Source organism: Streptomyces odonnellii (assembly GCF_000981895.1).
Taxonomy (GTDB): Bacteria; Actinomycetota; Actinomycetes; order Streptomycetales; family Streptomycetaceae; genus Streptomyces; species Streptomyces odonnellii.
Genome location: NZ_LATD01000005.1, coordinates 79352 through 95979, shown reverse-complemented (window position 1 = coordinate 95979; position 16628 = coordinate 79352). Strand labels below are relative to the sequence as shown.

Annotated in this window: 16 protein-coding genes; 8 read left to right on the top strand and 8 right to left on the bottom strand. The window is 71.7% G+C overall.

All coding sequences use genetic code 11. The features are described from left to right. From WH07_RS01035 to WH07_RS01020, 4 genes are all read left to right on the top strand, one after another. Positions 1 to 836 (top strand): glycoside hydrolase family 16 protein (locus WH07_RS01035; RefSeq protein WP_046494248.1); only part of this gene is annotated, 836 nt, incomplete at its 5' end. A gap of 190 nt (positions 837 to 1026) precedes the next feature. Further along, entirely contained in the window at positions 1027 to 2277 is a 1251-nt protein-coding gene (locus tag WH07_RS01030; RefSeq protein ID WP_046494247.1) for an extracellular solute-binding protein, read from the top strand. A 247-nt stretch (positions 2278 to 2524) separates the two neighbouring features. Next, a complete protein-coding gene (locus tag WH07_RS01025) occupies positions 2525 to 3337 on the top strand; it encodes a GNAT family N-acetyltransferase (protein ID WP_046494245.1) in 813 nt (270 codons plus the stop codon). Beyond that, positions 3334 to 4467: a lysophospholipid acyltransferase family protein gene (locus WH07_RS01020; protein ID WP_046494244.1), complete on the top strand. Its 1134-nt coding sequence runs from the start codon at positions 3334 to 3336 to the stop codon at positions 4465 to 4467. The genes WH07_RS01025 and WH07_RS01020 overlap by 4 nt, the downstream gene beginning before the upstream one ends. Here the strand turns inward: WH07_RS01020 and egtD are convergent. From egtD to egtA, 4 genes are read right to left on the bottom strand one after another with little or no spacing between them, the layout of a single operon-like run. Further along, entirely contained in the window at positions 4362 to 5324 is a 963-nt protein-coding gene (egtD, locus tag WH07_RS01015; protein WP_046494243.1) for an L-histidine N(alpha)-methyltransferase, read from the bottom strand. The genes WH07_RS01020 and egtD overlap by 106 nt on opposite strands. Next, positions 5321 to 6076, bottom strand: a complete 756-nt coding sequence (gene egtC / locus WH07_RS01010) for an ergothioneine biosynthesis protein EgtC (RefSeq protein WP_046494242.1) — start codon at positions 6074 to 6076, stop codon at positions 5321 to 5323. The genes egtD and egtC overlap by 4 nt, the downstream gene beginning before the upstream one ends. Then, positions 6076 to 7491 carry an ergothioneine biosynthesis protein EgtB gene (gene egtB, locus WH07_RS01005; RefSeq protein ID WP_079022849.1) on the bottom strand — a complete coding sequence of 472 codons (1416 nt, stop codon included), beginning with the start codon at positions 7489 to 7491 and terminating at the stop codon, positions 6076 to 6078. The genes egtC and egtB overlap by 1 nt, the downstream gene beginning before the upstream one ends. Then, positions 7463 to 8761: an ergothioneine biosynthesis glutamate--cysteine ligase EgtA gene (gene egtA / locus WH07_RS01000; protein WP_046494241.1), complete on the bottom strand. Its 1299-nt coding sequence runs from the start codon at positions 8759 to 8761 to the stop codon at positions 7463 to 7465. Before egtA ends, egtB begins: the two co-directional genes overlap by 29 nt. A gap of 158 nt (positions 8762 to 8919) precedes the next feature. On the opposite strand from egtA, the gene WH07_RS00995 reads away from it, so the two are divergent. Continuing rightward, positions 8920 to 9792 carry a TIGR02452 family protein gene (locus tag WH07_RS00995; RefSeq protein ID WP_046494240.1) on the top strand — a complete coding sequence of 291 codons (873 nt, stop codon included), beginning with the start codon at positions 8920 to 8922 and terminating at the stop codon, positions 9790 to 9792. 93 nt (positions 9793 to 9885) lie between these two features. Here the strand turns inward: WH07_RS00995 and WH07_RS00990 are convergent, their stop codons facing one another. Then, complete coding sequence (locus tag WH07_RS00990) at positions 9886 to 10359, bottom strand: type II toxin-antitoxin system PemK/MazF family toxin (protein ID WP_046494239.1); 474 nt, start codon at positions 10357 to 10359, stop codon at positions 9886 to 9888. A 170-nt stretch (positions 10360 to 10529) separates the two neighbouring features. Here WH07_RS00990 and WH07_RS00985 point away from each other — a divergent pair, with 170 nt between their 5' ends. Both WH07_RS00985 and WH07_RS00980 read left to right on the top strand, forming a co-directional pair. Continuing rightward, positions 10530 to 10799: a hypothetical protein gene (locus WH07_RS00985; protein WP_046494238.1), complete on the top strand. Its 270-nt coding sequence runs from the start codon at positions 10530 to 10532 to the stop codon at positions 10797 to 10799. Between the two features lie 159 nt (positions 10800 to 10958). Beyond that, the gene (locus tag WH07_RS00980) at positions 10959 to 12395 is read left to right on the top strand and encodes an aldehyde dehydrogenase family protein (RefSeq protein ID WP_046494237.1); all 1437 of its coding nucleotides are present in this window, start codon (positions 10959 to 10961) and stop codon (positions 12393 to 12395) included. Positions 12396 to 12463: 68 nt separating this feature from the next. On the opposite strand, the gene trxA is transcribed toward WH07_RS00980, so the two are convergent. Continuing rightward, positions 12464 to 12850 (bottom strand): thioredoxin, encoded by a 387-nt coding sequence (trxA, locus tag WH07_RS00975; protein WP_046494236.1) that lies wholly within the window; start codon positions 12848 to 12850, stop codon positions 12464 to 12466. A gap of 130 nt (positions 12851 to 12980) precedes the next feature. Between trxA and WH07_RS00970 the strand changes: the two genes are divergently transcribed. Continuing rightward, entirely contained in the window at positions 12981 to 14423 is a 1443-nt protein-coding gene (locus tag WH07_RS00970; RefSeq protein WP_079022853.1) for a dihydrolipoyl dehydrogenase family protein, read from the top strand. Positions 14424 to 14551: 128 nt separating this feature from the next. Here WH07_RS00970 and WH07_RS00965 read toward each other — a convergent pair whose 3' ends face one another. After that, a complete protein-coding gene (locus WH07_RS00965) occupies positions 14552 to 15760 on the bottom strand; it encodes a S8 family peptidase (protein ID WP_046494234.1) in 1209 nt (402 codons plus the stop codon). 204 nt (positions 15761 to 15964) lie between these two features. Continuing rightward, positions 15965 to 16564, bottom strand: coding sequence for a hypothetical protein (locus WH07_RS00960; RefSeq protein WP_046494233.1), 600 nt, complete (start codon positions 16562 to 16564; stop codon positions 15965 to 15967). Positions 16565 to 16628: the final 64 nt, after the last annotated feature.

Below are 16628 nucleotides of genomic sequence, written 5' to 3'. Positions count from 1 at the left end.
CCGATCCCCCGACCGACCCGCCCACCGGAGGGGCCGCGCTCTTCGACGACTTCGACTACACCTCGTACACCGATCCGGCGCTCGCCTCCCACGGCTGGAGCGTGCGCGCCAACTCCGGCGGACCCGGGGTGCCGGGCGCCACCTGGGCGCCCGAGAACGTCACCTTCGCCAAGGAGGGGACCAACTCGCTGATGAACCTGGAGACTTCGACCGCCGGTACGAGCGGGACGACCGAGCAGACCGAAGTCCTCACCAGGGCGACGAAGTTCAAGAACGGCACCTACGCGGCGCGGGTGCGGTTCTCCGACACCCCCAAGTCAGGCCCGGACGGGGACCGTCTCGTCCAGACCTTCTTCACCATCAACGACCTCAAGGCCCCGATGGCCGACGACTACGCCGAGTACGACTTCGAGTATCTGCCCAACGGCGGCTGGGGCGAGCCCGCCAACATCCTCTACACCACCTCCTGGGAGACCTACCGGCCCGATCCCTGGGAGGCCGTCAACCAGCACTCCGAGTCCCGGGTCAGCTACGCCGGCTGGCACGATCTCGTGGTCACCATCGACAACAACGCCATCACCTACTACGTCGACGGCCAGACCTTCGGCACGCATGACGCCCGCTATCTGCCCGAGCGGCCCATGTCGATCAACTTCAACCAGTGGCTGATCGACCTGGCGGGCCAGACCAGCACCACACCGCGGGCGTACGACCAGAAGGTCGACTACGTCCTGCACGTCAAGGACCAGGTGCTGACCCCCGCACAGGTCGCCGCGAAGGTGAACGCCTACCGGAAGGCCGGCACCGCCTTCGAGGACACGGTGCCCGCGAGCTGACATCACGGCGCCGGAGCAGCCGGCATCGGGGGAACGGGCGCCGTTCAGGCGGCCGTTCCCCTCCGTCCTCCTCGGGGACTTGACCCTCCTCTTGGTCCATACCAAAATCCCACACACCCGTGCGAACACCGTTCGCATCCCCCCACGTCGGGCCCTCTCTTCGTGCCGTCACGCCAGAAGGTTGACCTACGTGAAGAACCGATGTCTCGCCTGTTCCGTGGCAGTTGTCTCCTCCGTCGTGCTCGGCGGCTGTGGAGTGATGCCAGGTGGGGGCGGCTCCACCACGGTCACCGTCTGGCTGATGAAGGACAGCGTCTCCGACGACTTCCTCGAACGCTTTGTGCGCGACTACGAGGACGAACACCCCTCCGTCGAACTGGACATCAAGATCCAGGAGTGGACCGGGATCGGCGAGAAGGTGCTGGCCGCGCTGGACAGCCAGGACGCGCCGGATGTCATCGAGGTCGGCAACACCCAGGTCGCCCAGTACGCGGAGAGCGGGAATCTGCGCGACCTCACCCTGGAGTCCGTACGGGACCTCGGCAGCGAGGCATGGCTGCCCGGCCTCGCCCAGCCGGGCCAGATCAACGGCGCGCAGTTCGGTGTCCCGTGGTACGCGGCCAACCGGGTCGTCATCTACAACACGGAACTCTTCGCGCTCGCCGGGATCGAGGAGCCGCCCAAGACCCGCGACGACTGGCTGGCCGACACCGAGAGGCTGAACCGCGGCAGCAACCAGGGCATTTATCTCGCCGGCCAGGACTGGTACACCCTCGCCGGGTTCATCTGGGACGAGGGCGGCGAACTGGCCGTCGAGACCGGCGGCGACTGGCAGGGCGCGGTCGACTCGCCCGCGGCGCTCAGAGGCATGTCCTTCTACAAGGACCTCCAGGCGCTGGGCGACGGCCCCACGAACTCCGACGAGGCCAAGCCCCCGCAGGCGGACGTCTTCGCCGGGGGCGATGTCGCGCAGATCATCTCCACCCCCAGCTCGGCACGGCTCATCGAGGAGAAGAACCCGGAGCTGAAGGGCAAACTCGGCTTCTTCCCCATCCCGGGCAAGTCGGCGGACAAGCCGGGCGCGGTCTTCACCGGCGGCTCCGATCTGATCGTCCCGAAGAACTCCAGCCACCACTCGGCAGCCGTCGACGTGGTGAAGGCGCTGGCGGGCGAGAAGTGGCAGACGGATCTCGCCAGGACCATGAGCTACGTGCCGAACAAGGTGACACTCGCCCGTGTCATCCGCGGTGACGAGGGGACCGCGGCGATGGCCGAGGGGGCCGCCGGGGGCCGGGCCACCCCCAACTCCCCGCAGTGGGCGAGCGTCGAGGCCGACAACCCGATCAAGCCCTATATGACGGCCGTCCTCGAAGGCGCGGACCCCGAGGCGTCCGCGAAGGAAGCCTCGGAGCGCATCACCGCCGAACTCGTCTCGGGCTGAACCACCGGTGACGGTAAGGGCTCGGAGGGCGCTCGACCGCGCCCGAACGTCACGGAGAGTCATGGCAAGGTTACGTGCCGGTGAATCCGTCACCCGCTCCGGTCCCCGGCATTCAACCGTCCCACATCCGCTCTCCGCCGTGTGGTCATGTCAAATCCAGCCGGTCACGGAAGAAACAAGGTGCCGGGCCCTTCGCGCCAGCGTCGGGCCCCCGCAGCCGCCTTCCCCACCGGCACAGGAGACAGCCATGTCCGCCATCGCACCCGCTCCGCTCACGACCGCACCGTCGCCCGTCGGCACATCCGCTCCCGCCGACGCCGAGACGCGCTATGTGGTCTCCCTCGCGCGCAACCAGGAGGACGTACGGGCCGCGCAGCGGCTGCGCCACCTGGTCTTCGCCGGGGAGCTGGGCGCCCGCATCGAAGGACCGGAGCCCGGTCTGGACGTCGACGCCTTCGACGCCTACTGCGACCACCTGCTGGTACGGGAGGAGACCACCGGCGAGGTCGTCGGAACCTACCGACTGCTGCCGCCGGACCGGGCCAGGGAGGCGGGCCGGATCTACTCCGACAGCGAGTTCGACCTGTCCCGGCTCGGCCCGATCCGGGACGACCTCGTCGAGGTCGGCCGTTCCTGTGTCCACCCGCTGCACCGCACCGGCGGTGTCATCGCCCTGATCTGGGCCGGACTCGCCCGCTACATGACCAACAGCGGCCACAACTGGCTGGCGGGCTGCTGCTCCATCCCGCTCGCGGACGGCGGCGCCCTGGCGGCCACCACCTGGGCCACCGTCAAGAACAAGAACCTCGCGCCCGAGGAGTACTGGGTCACCCCGCACCGGCTCTGGACTCCGGAGACCGAGGCCGCGCCCGGCTCCGCCGCCGACCTGCCGCCGCTGCTGCGCGGCTATCTGCGGCTCGGCGCCTGGGTGTGCGGCGCGCCCGCGCACGACCCGGACTTCGACTGCGCCGACCTGTACGTGCTGCTCTCGATGCGCCGTACCAACCCGCGCTACCTGCGGCACTTCCTTTCCCTCGTACCGTCCGTACCGTCGGCATGAGCGCCTGGCTGCCCGTCGCGCCCTGCACCCCGCAGGGCTGCGCCACCCACAACGGCCCCGCCGTCGGCATGCTCACCGCGATCGGCCGGCTGGCAGTGGGAATCCCCATCGTCCTGGCCGGGGTGGTGCTCACCCCGCTGGTCTCCCTGTTCAGCGGCGCGCACCGGGACCGGCTGACCCGGATCTGGGCCCGCACCCTGATCCGGGCCTTCGGTCTGCGCGTCCGGGTCGCGGGCGAACCCGCGCCGCCGCGCGGCACCGGGATGCTCGTCGTCTCCAACCACATCTCCTGGCTGGACATACCGCTGCTCGCCGCCGTCTTCCCCGGGCGGATGCTGGCCAAGAGCGAGATCCGGGGCTGGCCGGTGATGGGCGCGATGGCGACCCTGGGCGGCACGATCTTCGTCGAGCGCGAGCGGCTGCGGGCACTGCCCGACACCGTACGCACCCTGGCCACCGCCATGGACGAGGGCTCACGGGTCGTCGTCTTCCCCGAGGCCTGCACATGGTGCGGCAAGGACCACGGCCGGTTCACCACGGCCGTCTTCCAGGCCGCCATGGACGCGGACGCCGATGTCCGGCCCGTACGGCTGACCTACCGCGGTCCCGACGGGGAGCCGTCCGGCGCGCCGGCCTTTGTGGGAGAGGACTCGCTGGGGACCTCGCTGTGGCGGGTGGTGAAGGCGCAGGGGCTGACGGCGGAGATCGCGGTCCTGCCGGTGATCCCCGCGGGCCGGCACCCCGACCGCCGCGCGCTGTCGCTGGCGGCCAGGCTCGCGATCGCGCCGGACGGGGTCGTCACGCCCGACGCGGCTCCCCGGGACACGGCCGACACGGCTTCCCGGGGCACGGTCGGCTTGCGCATGACCAGCAGGCGCACCGGCGGCAGGCGCACCGGAGGCCGGCGCGCCCGCGGCCGGAGCGTCACAGCTCCGGCCGCTTCAGCGCCGACCGCCCAGGCTCCGGCCGTTCCCGTCCGGGCCGCCGCAGCCGCGCAGACCGCGGCCGCTCAGACCGTCCCCGCTCAGACCGCTGTCGCGAGCGACAGCGCGAAGCGGCCCGCCTCGTCGGTCCACCAGTGCGCCAGTTCCAGCCCGGCGGCGGAGAGCTCGGCGCGGATCCCGTCCTGACGGAACTTCGCCGAGATCTCCGTCCGTACCTCCTCACCGGCCTCGAAGTGCGTCACCAGATTCAGTTCGGGGATCTTCACGGTGAGGGCCCGGCGCGCCCTCAGCCGCATCTCGATCCACTCGTGCTCCGCGTCCCAGAGCGCCACATGGTCGAAGTCGCGCGGATCGAAGTCGGCCCCCAGTTCCCGGTCGATGACGGAGAGGACGTTCCTGTTGAACGCGGCCGTCACCCCGGCCGTGTCGTCGTACGCCCTGACCAGGACGGACTCGTCCTTGACCAGGTCCGTACCGAGCAGCAGCGCGTCACCGGGCGCCAGCAGCGCCCGGACCGACGCCAGGAACACCGCGCGCTCGGCGGGCAGCAGATTGCCGATCGTGCCGCCCAGGAACGCGACCAGCCGGGGACCGGGGGTGGCGGGCAGGGCGAGCCCGCCGGTGAAGTCGGCGATCAGGGCGTGCACCCGGAGCCCCGGCCGCTCGCCGAGCAGCGCCTCCGCGGCCCCGGCCAGCGCGCTCTCGCTCACATCGACCGGCACATACACCTGGAGCGAGGTCAGCGCGTCGAGCAGATGACGGGTCTTGTCGGACGATCCCGACCCCAGCTCGATCAGGGTGCGCGCCCCGGTCGCCGCCGCGATCGCGGGCCCGCGCGCCAGCAGGATCTCCCGCTCGGCGCGGGTCGGATAGTACTCGGGGAGCCGGGTGATCTCCTCGAACAGTTCGCTGCCCCGGGCGTCGTAGAACCACTTGGGCGGCAGGGTCTTGGGGGTACGGGTCAGCCCCTGGAGCACATCGGCGCGCAGCGCGGCGCCGGTGGCGTCCTCGGGCAGGGTGCGGGTGATGTCGTACGGGGTCACGCGGGTGGCTCCTTGAGAGGGGAGAGCAGAACATCGGCGCGGGTCGCCACGAGCAGCGTGCGGTCGGGGACCTCGTGCCAGCGCGGATCGTCGTCGTACGGCTCGGACGCCACCACCGTGCGCTCGCCGGGACCGGTGAGGTACCAGAGCGAGTCGCCCCAGGCGGTCGCCGCGATCCGGGCGCCGTCGGTCAGCAGCAGATTGAGCCGGGAGGCGGGCGCGGCCGTGGCGATGTCGAGAACGGTGTCGCTGAGCGCCTGGCCCGGTTCGTCCCCGGCCCGCAGCCGGTGCAGCAGCAGCGCCCACAGCAGCGCGGAGTCGCTGCGGGCCGGGAGGGCGAGCAGTTCCTCGGCGGGCAGTGTCGCGGCGGGGGCCGCGACGCTCGCGGGCCAGCCGTCTATGGAGCCGTTGTGCCCGAACAGCCAGGGCCCGGCGGCGAACGGCGCCGCCGCCGCCTCGCCGTCGGCTCCCGCCACCGTCGCGTCACGCACCGCGGCGAGCAGGGCGCCGCTGCGGACGACCCGGGCCAGATCGGTGAATCCGAGGTCGGCCCAGATGGGCAGGGCACGCCGGTAGCGGGCCGGTACCGGATCGCCCTCGGCGTACCAGCCGACCCCGAAACCGTCGGCGTTGACCGTCCCGTGCCGCTGGCACCGCGGCGCCCAGGACTGCCGGTGGAGCGCGTGCGGAGGCGCGAGCAGCACCTCGCCGAGCGCCACCGGCGGTCCCAGATAAGCGATCTGACGGCACATCAGGACTCCCCGGCGGGGGCGGTACGGGCGGTGCGGAAACCGGAGAAGATCTGGCGCCGGACCGGCAGGTCCCAGTTGCGGAAGGTGCCCCGGCAGGCCACCGGGTCCACCGCGAACGAACCGCCGCGCAGCACCTTGTGGGCGCTGCCGAAGAACACCTCCGAGTACTCGCGGTACGGGAAGGCGGCGAAGCCCGGATACGGCAGGAAGTCGCTCGACGTCCACTCCCACACATCACCGATCAACTGCCGTACCCCCAGCGGCGAGGCGCCCCGCGGATAGCTGCCCGCCGGGGCGGGCTGAAGATGGCGCTGGCCGAGGTTGGCCCGCTCCGGGGTGGCGTCCTCGTCGCCCCAGGGATACCGCAGCGACCGCCCGGAGTCCGGATCGTGCCGGGCGGCCTTCTCCCACTCCTCCTCGCTCGGCAGCCGCCGCCCCGCCCACCTGGCGTACGCGTCGGCCTCGTACCAGCTCACATGGAGCACCGGCTCGGCCGGCGGCACCGGCTCCACCACGCCGAAGCGGCGGCGCAGCCACTGCCCGCCCTCGCGCCGCCAGAACAGCGGGGCGCCGATGCCGTGTTCGCGGATCTGCGCCCATCCCTCCGGGGCCCACCAGCGCTCGTCCGTATAGCCGCCGTCCTCGATGAAATGCAGATAGGCGCCATTGGTCACCGGCACGGTGTCGATGAGGAACGCGGGCACGAGCCGCTGATGCGCCGGGCGCTCATTGTCCAGCGACCAGGGCTCGGTGGAGGTGCCCATGGTGAACGGACCGGCCGGTACGAGCACTTCGGCGGGCAGCCCCGCCGTGTCGCCGGCGGGCGGCGGGGGCGCGGTCAGCGCGGCCGGTCCCCTGCGCAGTTGATGGGTGATGAGCATGGTCTCGTCGTGCTGCTGCTCGTGCTGGGCGATCATGCCGAAGGCGAAGCCCGCGTCCAGCAGCGGGGCACCGTGCAGCGGGGTGCGCTCGATGACGTCCAGGACCCGGCCCCGTACGTCCGACGCGTACGCCCGTGCCTCGGCGGGCGCCAGCAGCGGCAGGGTGGGCCGCACCGAGCGGGGATGCTCGAAGGCGTCGTAGACCGAGTCGATCTCGGGGCGGATCGCCGCACGGCCCGCGACGGTCCGCAGCAGCCACTGCTCCTCCTGGTTGCCGATGTGCGCCAGGTCCCAGACCAGGGGGGACATCAGCGGGGAGTGCTGCGCGGTCAGATCGTGGTCGTCGACGCACGAGGTGAGCAGCGCGGTACGGTCCCGGGCCGTGGTCAGCGCGTCCACGGCCAGGCTGCGCAACTGTTCGGCCGGTATCCCGGCGGCGCCCGTGCCCGTGGGGCTCGTCGCGGCCGCGCCCGTCCCGCCGGTGCCCGTTCCCGTGCCGTTTGTCTCAGCAGTGTCCGTGGAGTCGGTGGTCATGTCCTGGATCCTTTCCGTTCAGTGAGACGCGCAGCTCGTCGGCGGGGCAGCGGCCCGGCACGACATAACGGTCGTTGAAAGCGGCGACGGCTTCCTGTACGGCCGGAGTGGCACCGATGCGCGGAAGTGCTTCCTGGGCGACGGCGAAGCAGGCCATCGCGGCGATGTGCAGCTCGGGGTCGGCCAGTCCGTGCCGCGCGGCGTTGACCCAGAGCAGATTGCGCGGCGCGGGCAGTGAACCCGCCGTCTCCGCCAGCGCTTTGACGGTCCGGTAGACGGTCTCCGACGCCTCGGGATCGTCGAACAGCGCGGTGGTGACCGCGAGCGGCACCATCCAGCCGTCCTCCCCGGGCTGCGCGTCGATCATCCGCAGCTCAAGATGGCCACGCGGCCTGACCGGCGGAAAGAGCGTCGTGAGGTGGTAGTCGAGATCGGCGCGGACCGGCGGGCGCGGTAGCCCGGACCGGATCCAGTCGCGGAAGGTCAGCCCGTCGGGCACCGCCCAGGGCCCCTTGGGCGCCCGGATGCACATCACCGGCGCGTCCAGGGCGTGCGCGGCCCAGCCGGCCCGTGGCTCGTACCGCGAGGACGGCGCCGACGTACGGGGCGGGTCGAGCTGCGCCCACAGCGCCTGCCGGTTCGAGCGCCAGCCGGTCGGTCTGCGCTCCCGCATCGGTGAGTTGGCGAACGCGGCGACCAGCACCGCTCCCAGCAGATGGGCGAGCTGCCAGCGCCGGCCGTAGCCGAGAGGCCCCGGCTCCTCGTGGCCCGCGTCGAGACAGACCTGGATGGAGGCGGTGGACCGCATCATGGCGCGGCCGGCCGGACCGATCCGGTCGAGATAGGTCTCCATCGCGTCATAGCGCGGCTCGCGCAGCAGACGGCCGGGAGAGTGCCAGGGGTCCTGACCGAGACCCGCGAGGGTGAGTCCCGCCGTACGGAGCGCCGCGCGTACGAGGGCCAGATCCGCGGCGGTGGAGGTGATGCACTCCATCAGCGACGCGGCGGGCGCCGAGCTGAGTTCGAGCTGGCCGCCGGGTTCGAAGGTGAGCGCCGATCGGAGGCGGAGGGTCCGCAGTCCGTCGAAGGCTTCGCTGAGCCGACGGGCGGGGACGGGTCGTTCGGGGGAGTGCAGATCGTGCACGAGCCATTCCAGTTCCACCCCTACGGTGCGGGGCGGACCGGTCTTGAAACAGATACCGCGCAGTAGTTCCTCGGCGTCTTTCTCGCCGAGTACGGGTCCCTCGTCGGTGAAACTCTCGGGTGGCATGGCCGGATCCTCCTGTCGAACTCCGTCCCGGGTCCGGGGCGAAGCGCTTCGTCCAACCTAAAGCCCCTGTCGCCGCTTCGCACAAGAGTGCCCCTGACGTCATCGTTTCGCTAGAAATGCAGTTGCCCCGTGCGAGACCGCTCACCCAGGATTCGCTTATGAGCGCACGGCTGCGGGGGATCGCGAAAGAAACCGAGGAGATCGTCCGAATGGGGAGATACCGTGCCCCGGACGGCCGCGACGTGCTGATTCGTGCCGCTCTGGACGCCTCGCTCGACGGGACACGGATGTACGGACCGGAGCCGGTCGCGATTCCGGCCGTAACGGAGGCGGACCGTACGGCGGGCCACCGGACGGCCGTCGAGGTGACCGGTGAGAGCAGCCTCGAGGCCGCCCGGCGGCTGACCGCCGACGCGCCGGACGCGGCGGTACGGCCCGACGGTACGGCAGGACCGGGCGCGGTGGCCGTGCTGAACTTCTCGTCCGCGCGCAATCCCGGCGGCGGCTATCTCAATGGCGCCCAGGCCCAGGAAGAGGCGCTCTGCCGGGCCTCCGCGCTCTACACCACCCTGCTGCGCGTACCGGAGTTCTACGCCCACCACCGCGCCGACCGCAGCCCCTTCTACACCGACCGTGTCATCCACTCACCGGGTGTGCCGGTCTTCCGGGACGACAGGGGCGGCCTCCTCGGGGCCCCGTACCACGTCGGCTTCCTCACCTCGCCCGCGCCCAACGCGGGTGTGATCGTCCGGCGCACGCCCGACGAGGCGCACCGGATACCGGACGCGCTCGCCGCCCGCGCCGAACGGGTGCTGGAGACGGCGGCAGAGCGCGGCTACCGGCGGCTGGTGCTGGGCGCCTGGGGCTGCGGGGTGTTCCGCAACGATCCCGCGGTGGTCGCGGGGACCTTTCACGCGCTGCTCACCGGGGAGGGCCGGTTCGCGGACCGCTTCGACGAGGTGGTGTTCGCGGTGCTGGACCGTACGGCGGGGGCGACGACACTGGGCGCGTTCCGCGAGGCGTTCGCGTAACGGCCGCGGTCGGCCGAGTCCGCGGTCGGCCGGGGCCGCGGCCGACCGAACCCCTGGCCGGCCGGGCCCCCGGCTGGTCGGCTCCGGCCTTCGTCAGCTCCAGCCGTAACGTTCCCGCAGCCGGTTCACCACCAGATTGAACCGCCCCCGGTCCAGCGCGCAGGCCTCCCGCCGCATCCCCTTCTCGTGGACCCGCAGCACCCGGTCGACATCCACCCAGGACTCGCGGCCCGCGCGGTCCCACGGGCCCACCCCGATCGGCACCCACTCGCGGTCGTGGTCGTGCCGCTTGCTGGAGAGCTGTACGGCGAGCAGCGTGCCCGCGGCCTCACGCGCGACCACCAGCACCGGCCGGTCCTTGCCCCGCCCGTCGTTCTCCTCGTACGGCACCCACGTCCAGACGATCTCGCCGGGGTCGGGGTCGCCGTCGTGCTCGGGCGCGTACGAGGTGCGGACCGGGCCCACGGCGCGGGGGTCGGCCTCGGTGGTGGCGGCGGGACCGGTACGGCCCGGCAGGTCGTGGCCGGCCTGCTCGGCGTCGGTGTCGGTGTCGGAGAAGCGCGTCATGCGCACGACGGTAGAACCTCCGCCGCGCACCCCGGCGCCCGGGTCTCCCGGCAGTGCTGACCGGCGGGCCCGGAGCGGCCCGTCCGGCGTTCGAGGACACGGCACGCGTCCGCCCGTCCGGCGCCCGACGACAAGGTGCGCGCCTGCCGCGGGGTGGCTAGCGTCAAACCATGCGCACCGTTCCGCAGCGCTTCGAGATCCTCCTCGTCGCCGAGTTCACCGAGGGCGCCGAAGGCCCGCCCTCCGCCGGCAACGCCCTGCGCTCGGCCGTCGTCGAGGCGACCGGTGACACGGGCGCCTCCGGCTATCCGCGGTACGCGGGCCACGGCATGGTCGCGGACATCGATCCCGAGACCTTCACGGTGGAGGCGCTGCTCGTCGACGGTGAGGAGCTGGACTACGGGCTGTCCGTCCGGGTGCTCCCCGTCGCCCCCGTCTGAGTCCGGAACCCCGCTCCGCGCCCGTACGCTCCCCACTTCCCAGGAACGGCAGGACCGTTGACAGCGGTCGGCGACGGGCAGACACTCGGGGCCCGCCTGATGCGAACCAAAGTTCACCAGGCGAACGCCCCTGTCTGTCGTCGCCGTTGGAGACCTTCCATGCCCCTGCTCGACCCGAAGACCTGGCAGCCCGGCACGCTCTCCGGAGGTGAGTCGGCGGTCGTCGAGCCCGCCACCGGAGACAGGCTCGGTACGGTCACGCTCGCGTCGCCCGACGACATCGCGGCCGTCTCCGCGACCGCGGAGGCCGCGCAACGGGCCTGGGCCGCGACCCCGTATCCGGTCCGGGCCGGCGTACTGCGGCGCGCGGGCGACCTGTTCGCCACGCACGCGGACGAGCTGCGGGAGTGGCTGGTACGGGAGTCCGGCTCGGTGCCCGGCAAAGCGGACTTCGAACTGCGCATCGCCGCCCAGGAGTGCTACGAGGCCGCCGCGCTCGCCTCCCGCCCCACCGGCCAGGTGCTGGCCAGCGCGGAGCCCAGATTCTCCTGCACCCGCCGGGTCCCGGCCGGGGTCGTCGGGGTCGTCGCGCCCTTCAATGTCCCGCTGGTCCTCGCCGTACGGTCCGTCGCACCGGCCCTGGCGCTCGGCAACGCCGTCCTGCTCAAGCCGGACCCGCGCACCGCGGTCTGCGGCGGGCTCGCCCTCGCCGCGGTCCTCGCCGAGGCGGGCCTGCCGGAAGGGCTGCTGCACGTCCTGCCGGGCGGCGCGGCGGCCGGGCAGGCGCTGGTCGCCGACGAGCGGATACGGGTGATCTCCTTCACCGGCTCGACGGGCGCGGGCCGCGCGGTCGGAGAGACCGCGGGCCGCTGCCTCAAGCGCGCCCATCTCGAACTGGGCGGCAACTCCGCGCTCGTCGTGCTCGCCGACGCGGACATCGAGGCGGCGGTCGGTCAGGCTACCTGGGGATCGTTCTTCCACCAGGGCCAGATCTGTATGACCACCAGCCGCCATCTCGTCCACGCCTCGCTGTACGAGGAGTACGTCGAACGGCTCGCCGCCCGCGCCGAATCGCTCACGGTCGGCGATCCGTACCGCGAGGAGGTCCATCTCGGCCCGGTCATCGACAAGGCCCAACTCGCCAGGATCGACGCCCTGGTGAAGGCGAGCGCGGTCCGCGGGGCCAGGGTCGCCGCAGGCGGGCGGCACCAGGACCTGTTCTACCGGCCCACCGTGATCGCCGACGCCGGTGACCACACGCCCGCGTACACCGAGGAGGTCTTCGGACCCGTCGCGCCCGTACGGTCCTTCGCCACGCTCGACGAGGCCGCCGCGCTGGCGGCGGCCGGTCCGTACGGGCTCTCACTCGGCATCGTCACCGCGGACACCGCCCTCGGGCTCGAACTGGCGGACCGTATCCCCACCGGCATCGCCCACATCAACGACCAGACGGTCAACGACGAGGCGGTCGCACCGTTCGGAGGCCTCGCCGCCTCGGGCACGGGTGCCCGCTTCGGCGGCGAAGCCAACCTGGACGCGTTCACCGAGCTGCGCTGGACGACCGTACGACGCGAACCGGCGGGCCATCCCTTCTGAGTTCCGTCGTGGCGACGGGCCACCGGGCCGACGCGTCTGAACTCAGCCGTGGCGACGGCCGCCGGGGATCAGGCGCTCTCGGCGCCCTTCGCCTTCGCCTCGGCCTCCGCGACCGACTTGCGCACCTCGTCCATGTCCAGCGCGCGCGCCTGGCCGATCACATCCTCCAGCGCCGTCTCGGGCAGCGCTCCGGGCTGGGCGAAGACCGCGACATTGTCACGGACGATCATCAGCGTGGGGATCGAGCGGATGTCGAAGGCGGCGGCCAGCTCCTGCTGCGCCTCCGTGTCGACCTTCGCGAAGACGAGGTCCTCGTGCCGCTCCGAGGCCTTCTCGTACACCGGGGCGAACTGGCGGCACGGACCGCACCAGGAAGCCCAGAAGTCGATCAGGATGAAGTCGTTCTCGGACACCGTCCGGTCGAAGTTCTCCTTGGTGAGTTCCACAGTGGCCATGTCCTGGTACCTCTTCCTGACTCTGAGGGGGAAGCCGCCTGCGACAACCGCCGATGACGGCGGCGTATTCCTGGAGCCCCTGCCCGAAGATCATGTGGCCATGCGGCGGGCGCCCCACCAGACTGTCCCCATGACGCAAGCGACGGATGCGACGGAGTACGACGTAGTGGTGCTGGGCGCGGGTCCGGTCGGCGAGAATGTCGCCGACCGCACCAGGGCGGCCGGGCTGAGCACGGCGATCGTCGAGAGTGAACTGGTCGGCGGAGAATGTTCGTACTGGGCCTGTATGCCCAGCAAGGCGCTGCTGCGCCCGGTGATCGCGCGCGCCGAGGCACGCAGGGTGGCCGGACTGCGCCAGGCGGCGAGCGGGCCGCTCGATGTGCAGGCAGTGCTGGCCCACCGCAATGAGTTCACCTCGAACTGGAAGGACGACGGCCAGGTCGGCTGGCTCACGGGCATCGGCGCGGACCTCTACCGCGGCCATGGCCGCCTGGACGGCAAGAGGCGGGTCGTCGTCACCGCTCCCGACGGCGGGACGCGGGTACTGAACGCCCGCCATGCCGTCGCCGTCTGCACGGGCAGCCGCGCCCTTCTGCCCGAGCTGCCCGGGCTTGCCGGTGCCAACCCGTGGACCAGCCGCGAGGCGACGGCCTCGCAGAGCGTCCCGGGGCGGCTCGTGGTCGTCGGCGGGGGAGTGGTGGGTGTCGAGATGGCCACCGCCTGGCAGGCGCTCGGCTCGGAGGTGACCCTGCTGGTGCGCGGCACCGGGGTGCTGCCCAAGATGGAGGCGTTCGCCGGTGAGCTGGTCGTCGAGGCGCTGACCGAGGCGGGCGCCACGGTCCGTACCGGAGTCTCGCTGGCCGCGGTCGAGCGCGCGGGCGGCACCGGTCCGGTGACCGTGGTGCTGACGGACGGCGAGCGGATCGAGGCCGACGAGGTGCTGTTCGCCACCGGACGGGCGCCGCGCACCGAGGACATCGGGATGGAGTCGGTGGGCCTCGAACCGGGATCCTGGCTGACGGTCGACGACAGTTGCCTGGTCGAGGGCAGCGACTGGCTCTACGCGGTCGGCGATGTCAACCGCCGTGCGCTGCTGACCCATCAGGGCAAGTACCAGGCACGGATCGCCGGCGCCGCCATCGCGGCCAGGGCCGAGGACCCGTCCGTACCGGTCTCCGCGCCCTGGGGCCCGTACGCCACCACCGCCGACCACGCCGCCGTACCGCAGGTCGTCTTCACCGACCCGGAGGTCGGCGCGGTCGGACTCAGCCTCGCCGAGGCCGAGCGCGCGGGCCACCGGGTGCGCGCGGTCGACTACGAGATCGGCAACGTGTCCGGTGCCGCGCTCTATGTCGACGGCTACCACGGCCGCGCCCGGATGGTCGTCGACGTCGAACGCGAGATCCTGCGCGGTGTGACCTTCGTCGGTCCCGGCGTCGGCGAACTGCTGCACTCGGCGACGATCGCGGTGGCCGGAGAGGTGCCGATCAGCCGTCTGTGGCACGCGGTTCCGTCGTATCCGACGATCAGCGAGGTGTGGCTGAGGCTGCTGGAGACCTACCGGGACGAGTGACCGCCGCCCGGGCCGCTCAGCCAGGGCTACCCAGTCAGGGCCGCCCAGCCCGGGCCGCTCAGGTATACAACATGGTGCGCCCGCCGCCTGGATGGCGGCGGGCGCGGAGCGGTGAGCTTGCGACCTTGTTACGGGACTATGCGGAGGAGCTTGTTGGGCGAGCCGCTGCCCGGGTTGCCGACCACATTGGACGTGGCGCCGTTCACCAGGGCCGTGGCGACCTGGGCCGGGGTGGAGCCGGGGTGTCCGGCGAGGTAGACGGCCGCCGCTCCGGCCACATGAGGCGTGGCCATCGAGGTGCCCGAGATGGAGCTGCTCGCCGTGTCCGAGGTGTTCCAGGCGCTGGTGATGGCGCTGCCCGGGGCGAACAGGTCGACGCGCGCACCGTAGTTGGAGTAGCTGGCGCGGGCGTCCGTGCTGGTCGTCGCGCCTACGGTGATGGCGTCGGCGACCCGGGCCGGCGAGTAGTTCTGGGCGTTGAGCCCGTTGTTGCCGGCGGCGACCGCGTAGGTCACGCCGCTGTTGATGGAGTTCTGCACCGCGGTGTCCAGCGCGGCGTTGGCGCCACCGCCGAGGGACATGTTCGCGACGGAGGGACCCGAGTGGTTCCGGGTCACCCAGTCGATGCCCGCGACGACCTGTGCCGTGGTGCCGGAACCCGCGTTGTTGAGCACGCGCACGCCCACGATCCTGGCCTTCTTGGCCACGCCGTAGACGTTGCCCGCGACATTGGCCGCGACATGCGTGCCGTGGCCGTTGCCGTCCTGCGCGGTGTTGTCGCCGTCGACGGCGTCGTACCCGTACGCGGCCCGGCCGCCGAAGTCCTGGTGCGTGATACGGACTCCGGTGTCGATGACGTAGACCGTGGTGCCCTCGCCGGCCGTGTCGGGGTACGTGTACTGCTGGTTCAGCGGGAGCGCGGCCTGGTCGATCCGGTCCAGTCCCCAGGACGGCGGGTTGGTCTGGGTGGCGAGCGCGTGCACCTCGCGGTCCTGGAAGACCTTGTCCACGGCCGGGTCGGCGGCCAGTCTCCGTGCCTGCTCGGGCGAGAGGTCCGCGGCGTAGCCGTTGAGGGCCGCCGTGTACGTGTGCTCGACCGTGCCGCCGTACTCCGCCACGACACTCCGGCCCGCCGCGGAGGCGGACTTGAGGCCGGAGGTCTTCTTCAGCGTGACGATGTAGCTGCCCGCCACGGCGTCCTTGGCCTCGGCGCCGACGACGGTGCCGACCGCGGGGGCCGCCTGTGCGGGAGCGGACACCGCTCCGAGAGCCGCGGCTGCCGCCGCCGCGGTGATCGCGGCGGCGATCCGCGTCCTGCTGGTACGCATCCTTGCCATGGTGAGGGGTCCTCCTCATCGAGGTGCGCGGGGTGCGTGCGCAATGTGGGGGACGCATACGGGAGTATGCGCAAGGCGGTGCGCATGGTTCCGTGGCCCGCCTGTGGGAGAACGATCGCGGAGGCCCCGCGCCCTCGACAAGATGGTCTGAGGCCATGTCATCGACATGACATGGCCATGTAATGACTTGGCAATGACGGTAAATCAGGCACCTGTTGTGGACCCCGGGCGGACGATCATCAGGACCGTGACCGTGGCCCAGAGGAGATTGAAGATCCCGGTGACCGTGGCGAGACGGGCGGTCGCCCGGCGCGACTCGGGCTGCGCGGACCCGGGTTGTGCGGAATCGGGTTGTGCGGGCGTCGACTGCGCGGGCTTCGGCTGTGCGGACCCGGGTTGTGCGGACTCCGGGCGTACGGGCTCCGGTTGTGGTGCCTCCGCTCCGGACGGGGCAGAGGCTGCCGCTTCGATCCCGGCCAACAGGGCTTCCTGACGCGGGAGTACGAGCGCGCCCAGGACCCCGGCCGCGATGGCGGTCAGCACGATCGAGACGATCAGCCAGGTGTCCCCGAGCACGCCCATCGAGCTCGCGGTGGCGAAGCCGAAGACCGGGACCGCCGCGCCCATGACGGCATAGACACGGCAGATCCGGTGCAGCAGCCGTACCCATGCCACCGCCTGTGGATCGGTGGGATCGGCCGTCGCGCGGCGGACGGTGGGCGGAAACATGCTGGCTGCCACGGTGACCGGTCCGATCGCGACGATCGCGGCCAGGACATGAACGGTCAGAAGGAATTTCGTCACAGACGGGGACGCTAGGCGGTGGTGCGGCCGGTCAGTAGTGGCATCAGTGCCATGATTCAACGGA

Excerpts from the sequence above, each read along its gene's own strand:
- WH07_RS01025 (WP_046494245.1), top strand. The coding sequence starts at position 2,525 with ATGTCCGCCATCGCACCCGCTCCGCTCACGACCGCACCGTCGCCCGTC.
- WH07_RS01020 (WP_046494244.1), top strand. The coding sequence starts at position 3,334 with ATGAGCGCCTGGCTGCCCGTCGCGCCCTGCACCCCGCAGGGCTGCGCC.
- egtC (WP_046494242.1), bottom strand. The coding sequence starts at position 6,076 with ATGTGCCGTCAGATCGCTTATCTGGGACCGCCGGTGGCGCTCGGCGAG.
- egtB (WP_079022849.1), bottom strand. The coding sequence starts at position 7,491 with ATGACCACCGACTCCACGGACACTGCTGAGACAAACGGCACGGGAACG.
- egtA (WP_046494241.1), bottom strand. The coding sequence starts at position 8,761 with ATGCCACCCGAGAGTTTCACCGACGAGGGACCCGTACTCGGCGAGAAA.
- WH07_RS00995 (WP_046494240.1), top strand. The coding sequence starts at position 8,920 with ATGAGCGCACGGCTGCGGGGGATCGCGAAAGAAACCGAGGAGATCGTC.
- WH07_RS00990 (WP_046494239.1), bottom strand. The coding sequence starts at position 10,359 with ATGACGCGCTTCTCCGACACCGACACCGACGCCGAGCAGGCCGGCCAC.
- WH07_RS00985 (WP_046494238.1), top strand. The coding sequence starts at position 10,530 with ATGCGCACCGTTCCGCAGCGCTTCGAGATCCTCCTCGTCGCCGAGTTC.
- WH07_RS00980 (WP_046494237.1), top strand. The coding sequence starts at position 10,959 with ATGCCCCTGCTCGACCCGAAGACCTGGCAGCCCGGCACGCTCTCCGGA.
- trxA (WP_046494236.1), bottom strand. The coding sequence starts at position 12,850 with ATGGCCACTGTGGAACTCACCAAGGAGAACTTCGACCGGACGGTGTCC.
- WH07_RS00970 (WP_079022853.1), top strand. The coding sequence starts at position 12,981 with ATGACGCAAGCGACGGATGCGACGGAGTACGACGTAGTGGTGCTGGGC.
- WH07_RS00965 (WP_046494234.1), bottom strand. The coding sequence starts at position 15,760 with ATGGCAAGGATGCGTACCAGCAGGACGCGGATCGCCGCCGCGATCACC.